General features: G+C 71.3%; 11 protein-coding genes and 1 riboswitch. Of the genes, 2 read left to right on the forward strand and 9 right to left on the reverse strand.

The window, feature by feature from the left end:
• Positions 1-46 precede the first annotated feature (46 nt).
• The 3 genes from ACFVX4_RS25485 to ACFVX4_RS25495 form a co-directional block, all read right to left on the reverse strand.
• Entirely contained in the window at positions 47-1,234 is a 1,188-nt protein-coding gene (locus ACFVX4_RS25485; protein ID WP_389981149.1) for an alkaline phosphatase family protein, read from the reverse strand.
• Positions 1,234-1,830: a DUF5998 family protein gene (locus ACFVX4_RS25490; protein WP_266427777.1), complete on the reverse strand. Its 597-nt coding sequence runs from the start codon at positions 1,828-1,830 to the stop codon at positions 1,234-1,236. The genes ACFVX4_RS25485 and ACFVX4_RS25490 overlap by 1 nt, the downstream gene beginning before the upstream one ends.
• 107 nt (positions 1,831-1,937) lie before the next feature.
• Positions 1,938-4,841: a GNAT family N-acetyltransferase gene (locus ACFVX4_RS25495; protein WP_389981152.1), complete on the reverse strand. Its 2,904-nt coding sequence runs from the start codon at positions 4,839-4,841 to the stop codon at positions 1,938-1,940.
• 172 nt (positions 4,842-5,013) lie between these two features.
• Here ACFVX4_RS25495 and ACFVX4_RS25500 point away from each other — a divergent pair, with 172 nt between their 5' ends.
• Positions 5,014-5,295, forward strand: coding sequence for an HPr family phosphocarrier protein (locus tag ACFVX4_RS25500; protein ID WP_389981154.1), 282 nt, complete (start codon positions 5,014-5,016; stop codon positions 5,293-5,295).
• 164 nt (positions 5,296-5,459) lie between these two features.
• On the opposite strand, the gene ACFVX4_RS25505 is transcribed toward ACFVX4_RS25500, so the two are convergent.
• The 4 genes from ACFVX4_RS25505 to ACFVX4_RS25520 all read right to left on the reverse strand — a co-directional run bounded on the left by ACFVX4_RS25505 (position 5,460) and on the right by ACFVX4_RS25520 (position 10,470).
• The gene (locus ACFVX4_RS25505; RefSeq protein WP_389981156.1) at positions 5,460-6,173 is read right to left on the reverse strand and encodes a GntR family transcriptional regulator; all 714 of its coding nucleotides are present in this window, start codon (positions 6,171-6,173) and stop codon (positions 5,460-5,462) included.
• Positions 6,174-6,398: 225 nt separating this feature from the next.
• Complete coding sequence (locus ACFVX4_RS25510; RefSeq protein ID WP_389981158.1) at positions 6,399-7,196, reverse strand: M23 family metallopeptidase; 798 nt, start codon at positions 7,194-7,196, stop codon at positions 6,399-6,401.
• A 12-nt stretch (positions 7,197-7,208) separates the two neighbouring features.
• A riboswitch (cyclic di-AMP (ydaO/yuaA leader) is annotated at positions 7,209-7,376 on the reverse strand.
• Positions 7,377-7,678: 302 nt separating this feature from the next.
• Positions 7,679-9,061, reverse strand: coding sequence for a M16 family metallopeptidase (locus ACFVX4_RS25515; RefSeq protein WP_389981271.1), 1,383 nt, complete (start codon positions 9,059-9,061; stop codon positions 7,679-7,681).
• A 26-nt stretch (positions 9,062-9,087) separates the two neighbouring features.
• Positions 9,088-10,470: a M16 family metallopeptidase gene (locus tag ACFVX4_RS25520; RefSeq protein WP_389981160.1), complete on the reverse strand. Its 1,383-nt coding sequence runs from the start codon at positions 10,468-10,470 to the stop codon at positions 9,088-9,090.
• 270 nt (positions 10,471-10,740) lie between these two features.
• Between ACFVX4_RS25520 and ACFVX4_RS25525 the strand changes: the two genes are divergently transcribed.
• Positions 10,741-13,191: a DNA topoisomerase (ATP-hydrolyzing) subunit A gene (locus tag ACFVX4_RS25525; protein WP_389981161.1), complete on the forward strand. Its 2,451-nt coding sequence runs from the start codon at positions 10,741-10,743 to the stop codon at positions 13,189-13,191.
• Between the two features lie 30 nt (positions 13,192-13,221).
• Here the strand turns inward: ACFVX4_RS25525 and ACFVX4_RS25530 are convergent, their stop codons facing one another.
• Together ACFVX4_RS25530 and ACFVX4_RS25535 are read right to left on the reverse strand one after the other, a co-directional pair.
• Complete coding sequence (locus ACFVX4_RS25530; protein WP_389981163.1) at positions 13,222-14,337, reverse strand: CobW family GTP-binding protein; 1,116 nt, start codon at positions 14,335-14,337, stop codon at positions 13,222-13,224.
• Positions 14,338-14,358: 21 nt separating this feature from the next.
• Positions 14,359-15,519, reverse strand: a complete 1,161-nt coding sequence (locus ACFVX4_RS25535) for a citrate synthase/methylcitrate synthase (RefSeq protein WP_389981165.1) — start codon at positions 15,517-15,519, stop codon at positions 14,359-14,361.
• Positions 15,520-15,627: the final 108 nt, after the last annotated feature.

The raw sequence follows: 15,627 nt of genomic DNA on the forward strand, positions 1-15,627 counted from the left end.
TGAGCACCTTTCGGGCGGGGAAGCGACTGTTGGCGGAAAAACGCGGTTACGAGCGTACTTCGAGGAGCGGGACGAGCTGCTCGACGGGGGTCATCGAGCCGTGCATGCCGACCATCGCGGACTCGTGCGGCTCATTGACGGAGGCGGTGATCACCACGTCGTCGTGGGCCGCCGCGACGACGTCGCCGATCCTGCCGTGCACGCGTTCGTCGATCTTCGGGCCGAACCAGCCGGCCGCGATCGCCTCGTCCCTGCTCGCTACCCAGAACTGCTCGCCGAGCACTTCCTGCCAGACGGTCAGCACATCGTTCTCGGCTCCCGGGACGGCGTACACATGGCGGGCCCGGCCCTCGCCGCCGAGCAGGGCGACGCCCGCGCGCAGCTCCCAGTCCTCGTCGAAGTCGATCCGGGACTGCTCGTCGAACGGGATGTCGATCATGCCGTGGTCGGCGGTGATGTACAGCGCCGAGCGGGGCGGGAGCTGTTCGGCCAGGCGCCGTGCCAGTCCGTCCACGTACATCAGCTGTCCGCGCCAGGCGTCGGAGTCGACACCGAAGCGATGCCCCTTGCCGTCGACCTCGCTGTAGTACGTGTAGACGAGCGACCGGTCGCCCGCGGCAAGCCGTTCGGCGGCGGTGTCCATCCGTTCCTCGCCGGACAGCCGGCCCAGGAACGAGCCGCCGCTGAGCGCGACTTTGGTGAGCGGGGTCTGCTCGAAGGAGGGGGCGGAAACCTGGGCGGTACGCACGCCCGCCGTGTCGGCGAGCTTGAAGACGGTGGGGTACGGCTGCCAGGCCTTCGGGGAGGTCCAGGGCTTCCAGCGGAGCTGGTTCATCAGCTCGCCGGTCTCCGGATTGCGTGCCGTGTAGCCGGGCAGGCCGTGCTCCCCGGGCGGAAGCCCCGTCCCCACGGAGGCCAGCGAGGTGGCCGTGGTGGCCGGGAAGCCCGCCGTTATCGGCCGGCCGGTGCCGCCGCGCGAGGTGGGGAGCAGGGAGTGCAGAAACGGTGCCTCGTCGGGGTGGGCCTTGATCTGCTCCCAGCCGAGGCCGTCGATCAGGAACACGCAGTTCCGGTCGGCGGGGGTGAGTTCGGGGATCGCCGCGGTGAAGCCCGGCACGCCCTGTCCGGCGACGAGCGTGGGCAGCAGGTCGGCGAGCGATCCGCTGCCGTACTCCGGGACCGGGGCGCTCCCGACGGCGAGCAGATCGGGCTCCTGCCAGGCCTGCTGCACCATCAGCGGCCGGTCGCCGCGGTCGCGGCCGTGGCCTCGGAGAGCGCCTGGGCGAAGGCGAGGGTCTGGCGCACGGTGTCCGGGCCGTCGCCGGCCTCGCTGACCCGCAGGCTCAGGTCGTCGGCGGTGGAGTTGCCGGTGTAGCCGTGGTCGGCCTCGCAGTTGGGGTCGCCGCAGGCGGCCGGCTCCAGGTCGATCCGGGAGACCGCGCCCCAGCCGATGGTGAGGACGACCTCGCGGGGCAGCGTGCCCGGTACGTACTTCTCGGGGTTGGCCACGACACGGCTGACCACGACCGACGAGATCCGGTCGAGCTTGACCGACTCCGTGGAGGTGGTGGCGTACGGGGTCGGGGAGCTGGTGTCGGCGTTCTGCTCGTCGGTGTGGCTGACGATGAAACGGTTGTCCGTCAGGACCAGGACAGTGACGTGGCGGCGCACCTCGTTGGAGTCGAACGTGGTCTCCTGGTGCACCAGGTACGAAGCGACCGGCTCACCGCCCACGGCGGCCTCCACCGCCTCGGCCACGAGGGCCGGGTAGTAGCCACTGCGCTCGATCGCCGCGCGCAGCCCCTGGGTCGTCGTACCGGTCTTAGCCATGAGGACCATCCTACGGGGGGCGGATGACTGCCGGGGACGTTGCGCGACAGGGCGGACCGGGACCCTCGGGCGGGACGGCGTCCGGGCCGGGGCGGACACCGCCGGGGTCAGTAGTTGGGGAGGCGGCGGGGGCCGAGATCGGTGCGGGCCGGGGGCGGCGAGAGGCGGACGCTCGCGCCGAGGACGGTCAGCCCCTGGGTGGCGACCACGACCGGTTCCAGGGCGATGGAGACCACCTCGGGGTGGTCGTCGACCAGCCGGGAGACCCGTAGCAGCAGCTCTTCGAGCGACGCCGTGTCCACGGGCGCCGCGCCGCGCCAGCCGAACAGCACCGGGGCCGCCCGGATGGACCGGATCAGCTCGGCGGCGTCGCGGTCGGTGGCCGGAACCAGGCGGTGGGCGGTGTCGCCGAGGAGTTCGGAGGGCGCGCCCGCGAGCCCGAAGGAGAGGACGGCGCCCGCCGCCGGGTCGATCGAGGCCCGTACGACGGTGTCGACGCCGCGCGGCGCCATGGCCTGGACGACGGGCTGGAGTTCGGCGGGCTTGCCGAGCAGGTCGGTCAGCTCGCCGTACGCCCGGCGCAGCGCGGTCTCGTTGGCGAGGTCCAGCCGGACGCCGCCGAGATCGGCCCGGTGGCGCAGATGCGGCGCGGTGGTCTTGAGCGCCACGGGGTAGCCGAGCGACTGCGCCGCGGCGACGGCGGCGTCCGGGTCGGGCGCCGGGAGCGTCGGCCGTACGGTGATGCCGTAGCGGCCCAGGAGTTCGCGGGCCTCCTCGTGTGCGAGCGGCCGGCCCCGCGGGTCGGGGTCGGGGCCGAGGAGGGTGTCGATGAGCTCGGCGGCGCCCGGCTCGTCGATGGTGTCGTCGAGGAACTCGGGCACCTTGCCGGGCACGGCGGCCTGGCGTCGCCACTGCGCGTACCGCACCGCCTCGGCCAGGGCCCGCACCGCCCGTTCGGCTGCGGGATAGGCGGGGATCCGGCCAATGCGGGTGCCCGGGGCGCCGTCGCCCGCGAGGGGGGCTGCGGATCCGGGGGAGGCGGGCGCCGGGCCGGGGTCGGCCGGATTGGCGGCTCCGGTGCGTGTGGGGGGCGCGGCCGGGGCCGAGGAGGGCTGCGCCGAGGGGCGCGGCTGCGCGACCGTGCTGGTGGCCGCGGCGAGGGCCTCCGCCAGCCCGCCGATCTCGACATGCACGACGGCCACCGGCTTGGCCGGACCCGCGTCGGCGGCCGTGTGGAGCGCGGCCGCGAGCACCTCTCCGTCGCCCGCTTCCGCCTCGCCGTCCTCGCCCACCCACGGGATCGCCGTCACGACCACCGAGTCGCAGCCGTCGTCGGCGAGGGCCTCGGCCAGGGCGTTCCTGAAGTCCTGCGGGGTGGCGGCGGTGGTGAGGTCGAGGGGCGGGCGCGGGCGCAGCCCCTCGGCGAGGCAGGCGTCGTACGTGAGGAGGCCGAGCGATTCGGAGTTGCCGAGGATCGCGACCCGGGGGCCGGCCGGCAGCGGCTGATCGGCGAGGAGGAGACCCGCGTCGACCATCTCCGTCACCGTGTCGACCCGGATCACGCCCGCCTGCCGCATGAGCGCCGAGACCGTCGCGTCCGGGATCCGGCTGATCGGCACCGCGTGGCCCGGCGGAGTGGAGCCGCTGTGCCGGGCGCCCTTCACCACGACCACCGGCTTCACCGCCGCGGTGCGCCGCGCGAGGCGGGTGAACTTGCGGGGGTTGCCGAGCGATTCGAGGTACAGCAGCGCGACATCGGTGTCGGGGTCCTCGTACCAGTACTGGAGGAAGTCGTTGCCCGAGATGTCGGCGCGGTTGCCCGCGGAGATGAAGGTGGACAGGCCCGCGCCGCGCCGGTAGAGCCCGGAGAGCAGCGCGATGCCGATCGCTCCGGACTGGGTGAAGAGGCCGATGCGCCCGGGGGCGGGCGGCTCGGGGGCGAGCGAAGCGTTCAGCCGAACCGTTTCCGCGTTGTTGATGAGGCCGAAGGCGTTCGGGCCGATGATCCGCATTCCGTACGAGCGGGCCTGGCGGACCAGTTCACGCTGCCGTTCCCGGCCCTCGGCGCCCCATTCGGCGTATCCGGCGGAGAGGACGACCAGACCCTGGACTCCGTGCTCGCCGCAGTCCGCGACGGCTTCCGGAACCCGGTCGGCGGGGACGGCGACGACCGCGAGGTCGACCGGTTCGCCGATCTCGCCGATCGAGCGGTGGGCGGGGACGCCGTCGACCGTGGCCCGGTCGGCGCCGAAGGCGCGGTTCACGGCGTACGTACGTCCGGTGAAGCCGGCCCCGAGGAGGTTGCGCAGGACCGTGCGGCCGACACCGCCGGGGGTCCGGCCGACACCGATGACGGCGACGGAGCCGGGGGCCAGCAGGCGTTGCACGGACCGCGCCTCCGCCCGCTGCTCACGGCCGCGCTGGACGGCGAGGGACTCGGCGGTCGGTTCGAGGTCCAGGGTGAGATGGACGGAGCCGTCCTCGAAGCTGCGCTGCTGGGTGTATCCGGCATCCCGGAACACCTTGATCATCTTGTTGTTGGCGGGCAGCACCTCGGCGGCGAAGCGGCGGATGCCACGCTCGCGGGCAACGGCCGCGATGTGTTCGAGGAGCGCCGAGGCGACGCCCCGGCCCTGGTGCGCGTCCTGGACGAGGAAGGCGACCTCGGCCTCGTCGGCGGGTGCGGAGGCGGGCCTGCCGCGCTCGTCGATCCGGTCGTAGCGGACGGTCGCGATGAACTCGCCGCCGACCGTGACGGCGAGTCCCACCCGGTCGACGTAGTCGTGATGGGTGAAGCGGTGCACGTCCCGGTCGGACAGCCGGGGGTACGGGGCGAAGAACCGGTAGTACTTCGACTCGTCGGAGACCTGCTCGTAAAAGCTGACCAGCCGTTCGGCATCGTCCGTGGTGATGGGCCTGATGCGCGCGGTGCCTCCGTCGCGGAGCACCACGTCCGCTTCCCAGTGGTCGGGATAGGCGTGATGCGGACTCTGCTCCGGCGCGGGCTGCATGGGCAAAGACTACGGCTCCGCCAGCAGTCGCGTAGGTCTCGGGGCCGGGGCAGTCTGAGAGGGCCGATCGGCGGTTCACCAGGCGTTGCGGGCGTTCCCCGGGTCGGCCGGAGCACTGCGCACCGCGTGAGAGACTGGTCTAGACAACTTTTGATTCGTGAAGGGCAGAACCATGGCTGAGCGCCGCGTCAACGTCGGTTGGGCCGAGGGCCTGCACGCCCGCCCCGCTTCCATCTTCGTCCGTGCCGCCACGGCTTCCGGCGTCCCCGTGACGATCTCCAAGGCCGACGGCAACCCGGTGAACGCCGCCTCCATGCTCGCGGTCCTCGGTCTCGGCGCGCAGGGTGGCGAGGAGATCGTGCTCGCCTCCGAGGCCGATGACTCCGAAGCCGCCCTGGACCGTCTTGCGAAGCTGGTCACCGAGGGACTCGAGGAGCTCCCGGAGACCGTCTGAAACGATTTCCCCGAGAGAGCCGCGGCACCCTGAACCGGAGCCGCGGCTCTTTCGTTTTCCCGGAACGGACCGTCCGGGGGGAGCACACGAAATTCCGGCACGCCAATTTCAGGCAGGACGAAATGGCCCCGCGAAATCACGCCTCTTTGTATACGGCGTAATTGTTAATGCCGGACGCCTGCGGTGTTTACGGAATGTTGCGAGGTCCTCACGCGCCCAGTGCGGGGAGCGGCGGGCCGCCGGCCCGGCCGGTCGGTCCGGCGCAGCCGGTGCGCGGCGGCGGCCCGTTCCGCGTGATGGGCGGCCAGCGCCCTGGCCCGTTCCGCGTCGCCGCGCGCCACCGCGTCCACGATGGCACCGTGCTCGGCCCAGGAATCCACCGGCCTGGCCGGCTGCTCGACCGCGTACATCCAGGCGATCTTGTGTCGCAGCTGGGTGAGCAGCGCGATCAGGCCGGGGCTGCCGGAGGCCTGCGCCAGCGTCTCGTGGAACCAGCCGCCCAGCGAGCGCAGATCCCCGCTCTCGCCCCGCCTGGCCCGGTCCTGGCCGAGCCGCACGAGACCGCGCAGCACCTTGAGGTGCGCCTCGGTGCGGCGTTGCGCGGCGCGTGCGGCGCCCAGCGGCTCCAGCAGCATCCGGGCCTCCAACAGGTCGGCCGCCTCCAGCTCGGTGGGCTCGGCGACGCAGGCACCCGCGTGCCGGCGGGTGACCACGAAGCCCTCGGACTCCAAAGTGCGCAGCGCTTCCCGTACCGGGACACGGGAGACCCCGTAACGGCGTGCCAGCAACTCCTCCGTGAGACGGCTGCCGCGTTCGAAGACACCGGAGACGATGTCGTCACGGATTGCCGTACATACCGAATGCGCCGGAATGCGCATGTCCGAACCTCCGCCTTAATCCCCGCGAAACGCGGTCGGCCGACGCCTGTTCTGCGACTCTATTGCAATGCGGTCGCATTTCCGACGCCGGGCAGAAATTCATGAATATCTTTTGGCCACGGGGCGGTTCGACGGACGGTCGGCGTCCGCGGGCACACGGCGGGCATGCCGAAGGCCCCGGCATGCTGCCGGGGCCTTCGACGAGGTGCTGCGGTGGGGCGTCGGTCAGACGCTGACGCCGTGGGCGCGCAGATACGCGACCGGGTCCATGTCGGAGCCGTACGACGGCGTCGTCCGGGCCTCGAAGTGGAGGTGCGGCCCGGTGGAGTTGCCGGTCGAGCCGGAGAGGCCGATCTGCTGGCCCGCGCCGACGCTCTGGCCGACGGAGACGCCGATCGAGGAGAGGTGGCCGTACTGCGTGTACGTGCCGTCCGTCATCCGGAGCACGATGTTGTTGCCGTACGCGCCGCCCCAGCCGGCCTCGACGACCGTACCGGCGCCGACGGCGACGACGGAGCTGCCGGACGCGGCGTGGAAGTCGATGCCCGAGTGGCTGCCGGAGGACCAGAGCGAGCCGCTGGACTTGTAACCGGTGGTGACGTACGAACCGGCGACCGGGAGCTGGAAGGAGCCCAGCCGGGTGCGCTCGGCGGACCGGGCGGCGCGTGCCTTCTCGGCACGGGCCTCGGCGGCGCGCTTCGCGTCGGCCTCGGCCTCGGCCTTCTTCTTGGCCTCGGCCTTCCGCTGGGCCTCCGCCTTCGCCTTCGCCGCGACGTCGGCCTGGTGCTGCTGCGCGTCGGCCTGAGCGTCGATCCGGTCGGCGAGGGTCTTGTCGATGGCGATGACCTGGTTGAGGCCGGTGTCGCTCGCGGAGAGGGCCTCGGAGTCGGCGGCGAGGGCCGGAGCGGCCATGCCGCCGATGACGCCGGTGGTGGCCAGAGCCGCGACGCCGACGACCTTCGCGCTCCTGCGCGTCAGTCGACTCGGGGCACGGTGCTTCCCGGTGGCACGGGTGAACGCCATGAAGTGGCTGATCCTTTCCTTCCTTCTCGCCTACCGGGTTAGCTGACGGGTTCGGAGCAGGAAGGTCTCCTACGGACGCCCCGGCCCCATCGAGGCTCAGGCATCCGATTCACCCCAGGGACTACGTGGGTCCCCGGCTCCCCAGGCTCGCGCCTGACGGGGACTCGGCGATGACTGTCCGGTACGTCGCGGATGCGGCATACGAGTGACGGACAGCCGAGCCGACGCTAAGCGGGGTCGCTTTCATTCACCAAACGGACAGGACGTTTTGTAGCGCATCCCACAGGGCAGACAGGCAACCTCCCCATCAGAACGGACAAAAGGGAAGGCTCCGGCGAGAACTTGCTCGCCAGAGCCTTCCCTTTGTCTCGATATGTGGCGATATACCGGATAGCCGGACTGGCCGTCCGACAGGGCGGCCACGGCGGGGCGGCCGATCCGGCAGCCGGTGACCACCGGGTCGGCCGTCCGGCGGGCGGTCGTCAGCCGGTGACCACCGACACTTCTCCGATGCCCAGAGCCCGGACGGGCTCCTCGATCCGTGCCGCGTCGCCGACGAGGATCGTGACCAGCCGGTCACCCGGGAAGGCGCTGACGACCGCCGCCGTCGCCTCGACCGTGCCGGTCTCCGCGAGCCGGGCGTACAGCTGCGCCTGGTAGTCGTCGGGGAGGTGCTGCTCCACCTGGTCGGCGAGGGTGCCCGCGACGGAGGCCGCCGTCTCGAACTTCAGGGGCGCGACACCCACGAGGTTCTGCACCGCCGTCTCGCGCTCCTCGTCGGTCAGGCCCTCGGCCGCCAGCGTCCGCAGGACCGTCCACAGGTCCTTGAGCGCCGGTTCGGTGGACTCCGTGTCCACGGAGCCGCTGATGGCCAGCATCGCGGCCCCGGTCGCGCCCGAGGCGGAGTCCGGGGCCGACGACCGCAGCACCTGGGCGAAGGCCCGTACGCCGTACGTGTAGCCCTTCTCCTCGCGCAGCACACGGTCGAGACGGGAGGTGAGTGTGCCGCCCAGGCAGTACGTACCGAGCACCTGGGCCGGCCACACGCTGTCATGCCGGTCGGCGCCGATCCGGCCGATCAGCAGCTGTGTCTGCACTGCGCCCGGACGGTCGACGATCACCACCCGCCCGGTGTCGTCGGCGGTGATCGGCGGGGCGGGACGGGGCTCGGCGGCCTCTCCCGACCAGTCGCCGAGGGTGTCGGCGAGCAGGGCGTCCAGGTCGATGCCGGTGAGGTCGCCCACGACCACGGCGGTCGCCGCGGACGGCCGGACGTGGGCGTCGAAAAAGGCACGCACGGCAGCCGAGTCGATCCGCTCCACCGTCTCCTCGGTGCCCTGGCGCGGGCGCGACATGCGTGCCGCGGCCGGGAAGAGCTCCTTGGAGAGCTGCTTGGCGGCGCGCCGGGCCGGGTTGGCCTGCTCGTGCGGGATCTCGTCGAGCCGGTTGCGTACCAGCCGCTCGATCTCGCTGTCGGCGAAGGCGGGCGCCCGCAGCGCCTCGGCGACCAGTGCGAGCGCCTTGGCCAGCCGGGAGGCCGGGACCTCCAGGGAGACGCGGAGGCCGGGGTGGTCGGCGTGCGCGTCGAGGGTGGCGCCGCAGCGCTCCAGCTCGGCGGCGAACTCCTCCGCGGTGTGCTTGTCCGTGCCCTCCGACAGCGCCCGCGACATGATCGTGGCCACACCGTCGAGGCCCTCGGGCTCGGCGTCCAGCGGGGCGTCGAGGAAGATCTCGACCGCCACGACCTGCTGACCGGGGCGGTGGCAGCGCAGCACCGTGAGGCCGTTGGGCAGGGCGCCGCGCTCCGGCGCGGGGAAGGCCCAGGGGCGGGCGACGCCGGGGGCCGGCTGCGGGTGGTACTGCATCGAAACTCCAGTCGCGGCAGCGTCGGTCACTTGTCCGCTCCTTCGTGCGCGTCGGTGTCGTCGGCGTCGGTCTCGTCGGTGTCCGCTGCGTCCGCGGGCTCGGTCGATTCGACCGGCTCGTAGACCAGCACCGCGCGGTTGTCGGGGCGCAGCTGGGCCTTGGCGGCGGCCTGGACCTCCTCCGCGGTGACGTCGAGCACCCGCTGCACGGCGGTCAGGGCGAGCTGCGGGTCGCCGAACAGCACGGCGAACCGGCACAGTTCGTCGGCACGGCCGGCGACCGTGCCGAGCCGGTCCAGCCATTCGCGCTCCAACTGGGCCTGCGCGCGCTCCATTTCCTCGGCCGTGGGGCCCTCGGCGGCGAACCGGGCGAGCTCCTCGTCGACCGCGGTCTCGATCTGCGGCACCTCGACGCCGCCGGACGTCTTGACGTCCAGCCAGCCGAGCGACGGCGCACCGGCCAGCCGCAGCAGCCCGAACCCGGCCGCCACGGCCGTACGGTCACGGCGGACCAGGCGGTTGTGCAGCCGCGACGACTCGCCGCCGCCGAGCACGGTCAACGCGAGGTCCGCCGCGTCGCACTCGCGGGTGCCGTCGTGCGGCAGCCGGTAGGCGGCCATCAGCGCCCGCGCCGGAACCTCCTCGTGCACCTCCTCGCGCAGCTGCTCGCCGATGATCTCGGGGAGCGCGCCGTCGCGCGGCGGCTGCTTGCCGTCGTGGGACGGGATGGAGCCGAAGTACTTCTCGATCCAGGCGAGGGTCTGCTCGGGGTCGATGTCGCCGACGACCGAGAGCACCGCGTTGTTGGGCGCGTAGTACGTACGGAAGAAGGTGCGGGCGTCCTCGAGGGTCGCGGCGTCCAGGTCGGCCATCGAGCCGATCGGGGTGTGGTGGTACGGGTGGCCCTCGGGGTAGGCCAGCGCCGTGAGCTTCTCGAATGCCGTGCCGTACGGGACGTTGTCGTAGCGCTGGCGGCGTTCGTTCTTGACGACGTCGCGCTGGTTCTCCATGGACTCTTCGTCGAGCGCGGCGAGCAGCGAGCCCATGCGGTCGGCCTCGAGCCACAGGGCCAGCTCAAGCTGGTGCGTGGGCATGGTCTCGAAGTAGTTGGTGCGCTCGAAGCTGGTGGTCCCGTTGAGCGAACCGCCGGCCCCCTGCACCAGCTCGAAGTGGCCGTTCCCCTTGACCTGGCCGGATCCCTGGAACATCAGGTGCTCGAAGAGGTGAGCCAGACCGGTGCGCCCCTGGACCTCGTGGCGCGAACCGACGTCGTACCAGAGGCAGACCGCGGCGACCGGGGTCAGATGGTCCTCGGAGAGCACCACGCGCAGGCCGTTGGCCAGGCGGTGCTCGGTCGCTGTCAAGCCGCCGGAGCCGGCCTGAGCGGTGGCCGTGTGACCCATGGGCATGTACGTCCCTTCGATCGCGATACTGGATTTCCTGCGAGACCTGCCACTTTAAGCAAGCGCACGGACACCTGGCGAAGTTCCCATACTGCGGAAGTTCGCGTGAAAGAGGGGCGCATCCCCCGCGCGACGGGTCGAAAAACCGACCCGACCGGGGTCTGGAACGCCTCTTGGGACGGGTCGAGGTCGGCGATGTCAGTGCGGCGGTCCACAATGGTCCGCGTCAGAACCTGAGGTTGCCCGAACAGAATCCGTGAAGGAGTCGCAGCAGCGATGGCCCGCCGCAGCACGAAGACCCCGCCGCCGGACGACTTCGAGGAGAAGATCCTCGACATCGACGTCGTCGACGAAATGCAGGGCTCCTTCCTCGAGTACGCGTACTCGGTGATCTACTCACGGGCCCTGCCCGACGCCCGTGACGGCATGAAGCCGGTGCACCGCCGCATCGTCTACCAGATGAACGAGATGGGCCTGCGCCCCGATCGCGGCTTCGTGAAGTGTGCCCGCGTCGTCGGCGAGGTCATGGGTAAGTTGCACCCGCACGGGGACGCGTCGATCTACGACGCGCTGGTCCGTCTGGCGCAGCCGTTCTCGATGCGGCTCCCCCTGGTCGACGGCCACGGCAACTTCGGCTCGCTCGGAAACGACGACCCGCCTGCCGCCATGCGGTACACCGAGTGCCGGATGGCCGACGCGACGTCACTGATGACGGAGTCGATCGACGAGGACACCGTCGCTTTCCAGTCGAATTACGACGGCCAGGAGACGGAGCCGACCGTTCTCCCCGCCGCGTACCCGAACCTCCTGGTCAACGGGTCGTCCGGGATCGCGGTCGGCATGGCGACCAACATGCCGCCGCACAACCTGGGCGAGGTCATCGCCGCCGCCCGCCATCTGATCAAGCATCCGGGCGCCGACCTGGAGACCTTGATGCGGTTCGTGCCGGGTCCCGATCTGCCCACCGGTGGCCGGATCGTGGGCCTGGGCGGCATCAAGGACGCGTACGCCCGCGGGCGCGGCACGTTCAAGATCCGTGCGACCGTCTCGGTGGAGAATGTGACGGCCCGCCGCAAGGGCCTGGTCGTCACCGAACTGCCCTTCTCCGTCGGCCCGGAGAAGGTGATCGCCAAGATCAAGGATCTGGTCTCGGCGAAGAAGCTCCAGGGCATCGCGGACGTGAAGGACCTGACCGACCGCGAGCACGGCCTGCGCCTGGTCATCGAGGTGAAGAACGGCTTCGTGCCGGAAGCCGTGCTGGAGCAGCTCTACAAACTGACGCCGATGGAGGAGTCCTTCGGCATCAACAACGTGGCGCTGGTCGACGGACAGCCGCTCACGCTGGGGCTCAAGGAGCTCCTGGAGGTCTATCTCGACCACCGCTTCGACGTGGTGCGCCGGCGCAGCGAGTTCCGCCGGAGCAAGCGCCGCGACCGGCTGCATCTGGTCGAGGGCCTGCTCGTCGCGCTGATCGACATCGACGAGGTCATCCGGATCATCCGGTCCAGTGACAATTCGGCGCAGGCGAAGGAGCGGCTCATCGAGCACTTCTCGCTGAGCGAGACCCAGACGCAGTACATCCTGGACACCCCGCTGCGTCGGCTGACCCGGTTCGACCGGATCGAGCTGGAGAGCGAGCGGGACCGGCTCAACAGCGAGATCGACGAGCTGACCGCCATCCTCGAATCGGACACCGAGCTGCGCAGGCTCGTCTCCACCGAACTGGCCGCGGTCGCCAAGAAGTTCGGCACCGACCGGCGTACGGTGCTGCTGGAGTCGGCCGGTTCGCAGGTCGCCTCGGTGCCGCTGGAGGTCGCGGACGACCCGTGCCGGGTGCTGCTGTCCTCGACCGGTCTGCTGGCCCGTACCGCCAACGACGAGCCGATCGTTCTCGCCGAGGACGCCAAGCGTTCCAAGCACGATGTGATCGTGTCGGCCGTGCCGGCGACGGCCCGTGGCGACGTGGGCGTGGTGACGTCGACGGGCCGGCTGCTGCGGCTCTCGGTGATCGATCTGCCCCAGTTGCCGGACACCCACGCGGCGCCCAGTCTGTCGGGCGGGGCGATGGTCGCCGAGTTCCTCACCCTGGAGAACGACGAGTCCGTCATCTGCCTCACCACGCTCGACGAGGCCTCCCCCGGCCTGGCGATCGGCACCCTTCAGGGGGTCGTCAAGCGGGTGGTGCCGGACTACCCGGCCAACAAGGACGAGCTGGAGGTCATCGCCCTCAAGGACGGTGACCGGATCGTCGGCGCCGCCGAGCTGCGGACCGGCGAGGAGGATCTGGTCTTCATCACGTCCGACGCGCAGCTGCTGCGCTACCCGGCGGCGCAGGTGCGGCCGCAGGGCCGGCCCGCCGGTGGCATGGCAGGGGTCAAGCTCGTGGCGGACGCCGAGGTGATCTCGTTCACCGCGGTGGATCCGGCGGCGGACGCGGTGGTGTTCACGGTCGCGGGCTCGCACGGCACGCTGGACGACTCGGTGCTGACGTGCAAGCTCACCCCGTTCGACCAGTACCCGCGCAAGGGCCGGGCCACCGGTGGTGTGCGTTGCCAGCGGTTCCTCAAGGGGGAGGACGTCCTGGTGTTCGGCTGGGCGGGCGAGACGCCTGCCCGCGCCGCGCAGCAGAACGGCACGCCGAGCGAGCTGCCCGAGCCCGACCCCCGGCGCGACGGTTCGGGGACGCCGCTGGCCAAGCCGGTCGCGGTGATCGCCGGCCCGGTGTAGCGGGCCGGCCGGGCGACGCGTGGCGCAGCGCTACGCGTCGTCGCCGGGCCGTTGTACGTACCGCAGGACGCCCCACATGCTCCGTTCATGTGCGGCGTCCTGCGTCGCGTCCGGGCCCGGCGCGGCGCTCTCCCGGCAGTCGGCCAGCTCCTTGTGCAAGGCCTCCGGGGCGATGCCCGAGCCGATCAGCACCAGCTGGGTCCGGCGCGGTTCGTCGCGCTTCCAGGGCTGCGGGTCGAACCGCAGGAACCTGCCGACCGCGTGCAGGGCGTACTTGTTCGCCCGGTCGCCCACGCCGAAGTCGACGAACCCCTTGATCCGGTAGAGGCCCTGCGGCCGGGAGTCGAGGAACTCCATCAGGCGGCGGGGGCTCATGGGGACGTCCGCGGTGAAGGACACGCTGTCGTACGCGGCGTGGAGGTGGTGCGCGTGCCCGGCGCCGCCCTCCTCCCCGGCCCGCTCCGCCAGGAGCAGATCCTCGAAGGTGAGCTGACGCGCCTTCTCCTCGCTGTCCGGCAGCAGTGCCGGGTCGAAGAGCAGCTCGGGGTCGACGCGTCCGTACGTGGCACAGATGACGGCTGCCGCGCCGCCGGCGGGTGCGCCTGCCGCGGCGACGGCGTCCCGGATGCGGGTCTGTTCCTCGCTCCCGACCCGGTCGGTCTTGTTCAGCACGACGAGGTCGGCGACGGCGAGGTGGCGGTCGATCTCCGGGTGGCGCTCCCGGGTGGCATCGAACTCGGCGGCGTCGACGACCTCCACCAGTCCCCCGTACACGATGTGCGGATTGTCGCTGGCCAGGAGCATGCGCACGAGTTCCTGCGGCTCGGCCAGTCCGCTGGCCTCGATGACGATCACGTCGAGACGGGCGGCGGGCCCGGTCAGCGTCTCCAGGAAGGTGTCGAGTTCGCTCGCGTCGACCGCGCAGCACAGGCAGCCGTTGCCCAGCGAGACCGTGGAGCCGACCTGTCCCGAGACCGTCATCGCGTCGATCTCGATGGCGCCGAAGTCGTTGACGATCACGCCGATCCGGTTCCCCGCACGGTTGCGGAGGAGGTGGTTGAGCAGCGTCGTCTTGCCCGATCCCAGGAACCCCGCAAGGACGATGACCGGGATCTGCTGCTTGCGGGGCGGGGACGACGGGTTCAACGGGGACCTCTCTCGGGGACCTCAGGGCATGGGGACCGGCTGCGGCGCGGGCGTCCCGACGTAACGGGCCGCCGGGCGGATGATCTTCGAGTCCTCCGCCTGCTCCAGGATATTGGCGCTCCAGCCGACCACCCTCGCCGCGCAGAAGGTCGGTGTGAACATCTCGCGCGGCAGCCCGCACAGCTCCATGACGACCCCGGCGTAGAACTCCACGTTGGTGTGCAGCTCCCGGCCCGGTTTGAGCTCGGCGAGGATCGCCTCGACCTGGCGCTCGACCTCGACGGCGAAGTCGACGAGCGGGCCGCCGAAGCCCTGGGCGATGCTCCGCAGCATCCGTGAGCGGGGGTCCTCGGTGCGGTAGACGGGGTGTCCGAAGCCCATGATCCGTTCGCCGGCGAGCACTCGTTCGCGGATCCAGCCGTCGATGCGGTCGGGGGTACCGATGGCGTCCAGGGTGTCGAGCGCCCGGCTGGGCGCTCCGCCGTGCAGCGGTCCGGAGAGCGCGCCGACGGCCGCCACCAGGCAGGCCGCCGTGTCGGCGCCCGTGGAGGCGACGACGCGGGCGGTGAACGTCGAGGCGTTGAAGCCGTGGTCGATGGTGGAGATCAGGTACTGCTCCACGGCCCTGACCCGCGCGGCGTCCGGTACGGAGCCGGTGAGCATGTAGAGGTAGTCGGCCGCATGGGGCAGGTCGTCGCGCGGCTCGACCGGTTCGAGCCCCTGACCGAGCCGGTGCAGGGCGGTGAGCACGGTGGGGACGGCGGCGCAGGCGGCCAGTGCGTCGGCGCGGCGCCGGTCGGCGTCGATGTCGTACACCGGCCGGAAGCCGGCGGAGGCGCCGAGGAGCGAGAGGGCGGTGCGCAGACCGGCCAGGGGCCCGGAGACGGCTCCCGCCCGCGCTATGGCGGGCAGCGCCTCGCGCACCTCGGCGGGCAGCCGGCGCAGGGAGGCGGTACGGGCGGCGAATTCGGCACGGGCCGGGGCGTCGGGCAGCGTGCCTTCGGACATCAGGTACCAGACGTCCTCGAAGCTGCGGGTCCGTGCCAGTTCGATCGCCGAGTACTGCCGGTAGTGGTAGAAGCCCTCGCGTCCTCGGACGTCCCCGAGGGCCGTGTCCGTGACGACGACGCCTGCGAGGCCTCGGGGTACGTCGAGCGGGGTTCCGCTGGTCATGGTCGGCATCTCTTCCTCCGTGAGCGTCCCGGCGGGTCTCATCGATATTGATTTCGACCATCTATGATTGATTCAATCCTGTCAACATTGATTGAATCAATATGGATACGGTTGGCG

Source organism: Streptomyces sp. NPDC058240 (assembly GCF_042882135.1).
GTDB lineage: Bacteria > Actinomycetota > Actinomycetes > Streptomycetales > Streptomycetaceae > Streptomyces.

What these genes read in the sequence shown, in the direction of transcription:
- ACFVX4_RS25485 (WP_389981149.1), bottom strand. Translation starts at nt 1,234, where the DNA reads ATGGTGCAGCAGGCCTGGCAGGAGCCCGATCTGCTCGCCGTCGGGAGC.
- ACFVX4_RS25490 (WP_266427777.1), bottom strand. Translation starts at nt 1,830, where the DNA reads ATGGCTAAGACCGGTACGACGACCCAGGGGCTGCGCGCGGCGATCGAG.
- ACFVX4_RS25495 (WP_389981152.1), bottom strand. Translation starts at nt 4,841, where the DNA reads ATGCAGCCCGCGCCGGAGCAGAGTCCGCATCACGCCTATCCCGACCAC.
- ACFVX4_RS25500 (WP_389981154.1), top strand. Translation starts at nt 5,014, where the DNA reads ATGGCTGAGCGCCGCGTCAACGTCGGTTGGGCCGAGGGCCTGCACGCC.
- ACFVX4_RS25505 (WP_389981156.1), bottom strand. Translation starts at nt 6,173, where the DNA reads ATGCGCATTCCGGCGCATTCGGTATGTACGGCAATCCGTGACGACATC.
- ACFVX4_RS25510 (WP_389981158.1), bottom strand. Translation starts at nt 7,196, where the DNA reads ATGGCGTTCACCCGTGCCACCGGGAAGCACCGTGCCCCGAGTCGACTG.
- ACFVX4_RS25515 (WP_389981271.1), bottom strand. Translation starts at nt 9,061, where the DNA reads ATGCAGTACCACCCGCAGCCGGCCCCCGGCGTCGCCCGCCCCTGGGCC.
- ACFVX4_RS25520 (WP_389981160.1), bottom strand. Translation starts at nt 10,470, where the DNA reads ATGCCCATGGGTCACACGGCCACCGCTCAGGCCGGCTCCGGCGGCTTG.
- ACFVX4_RS25525 (WP_389981161.1), top strand. Translation starts at nt 10,741, where the DNA reads ATGGCCCGCCGCAGCACGAAGACCCCGCCGCCGGACGACTTCGAGGAG.
- ACFVX4_RS25535 (WP_389981165.1), bottom strand. Translation starts at nt 15,519, where the DNA reads ATGCCGACCATGACCAGCGGAACCCCGCTCGACGTACCCCGAGGCCTC.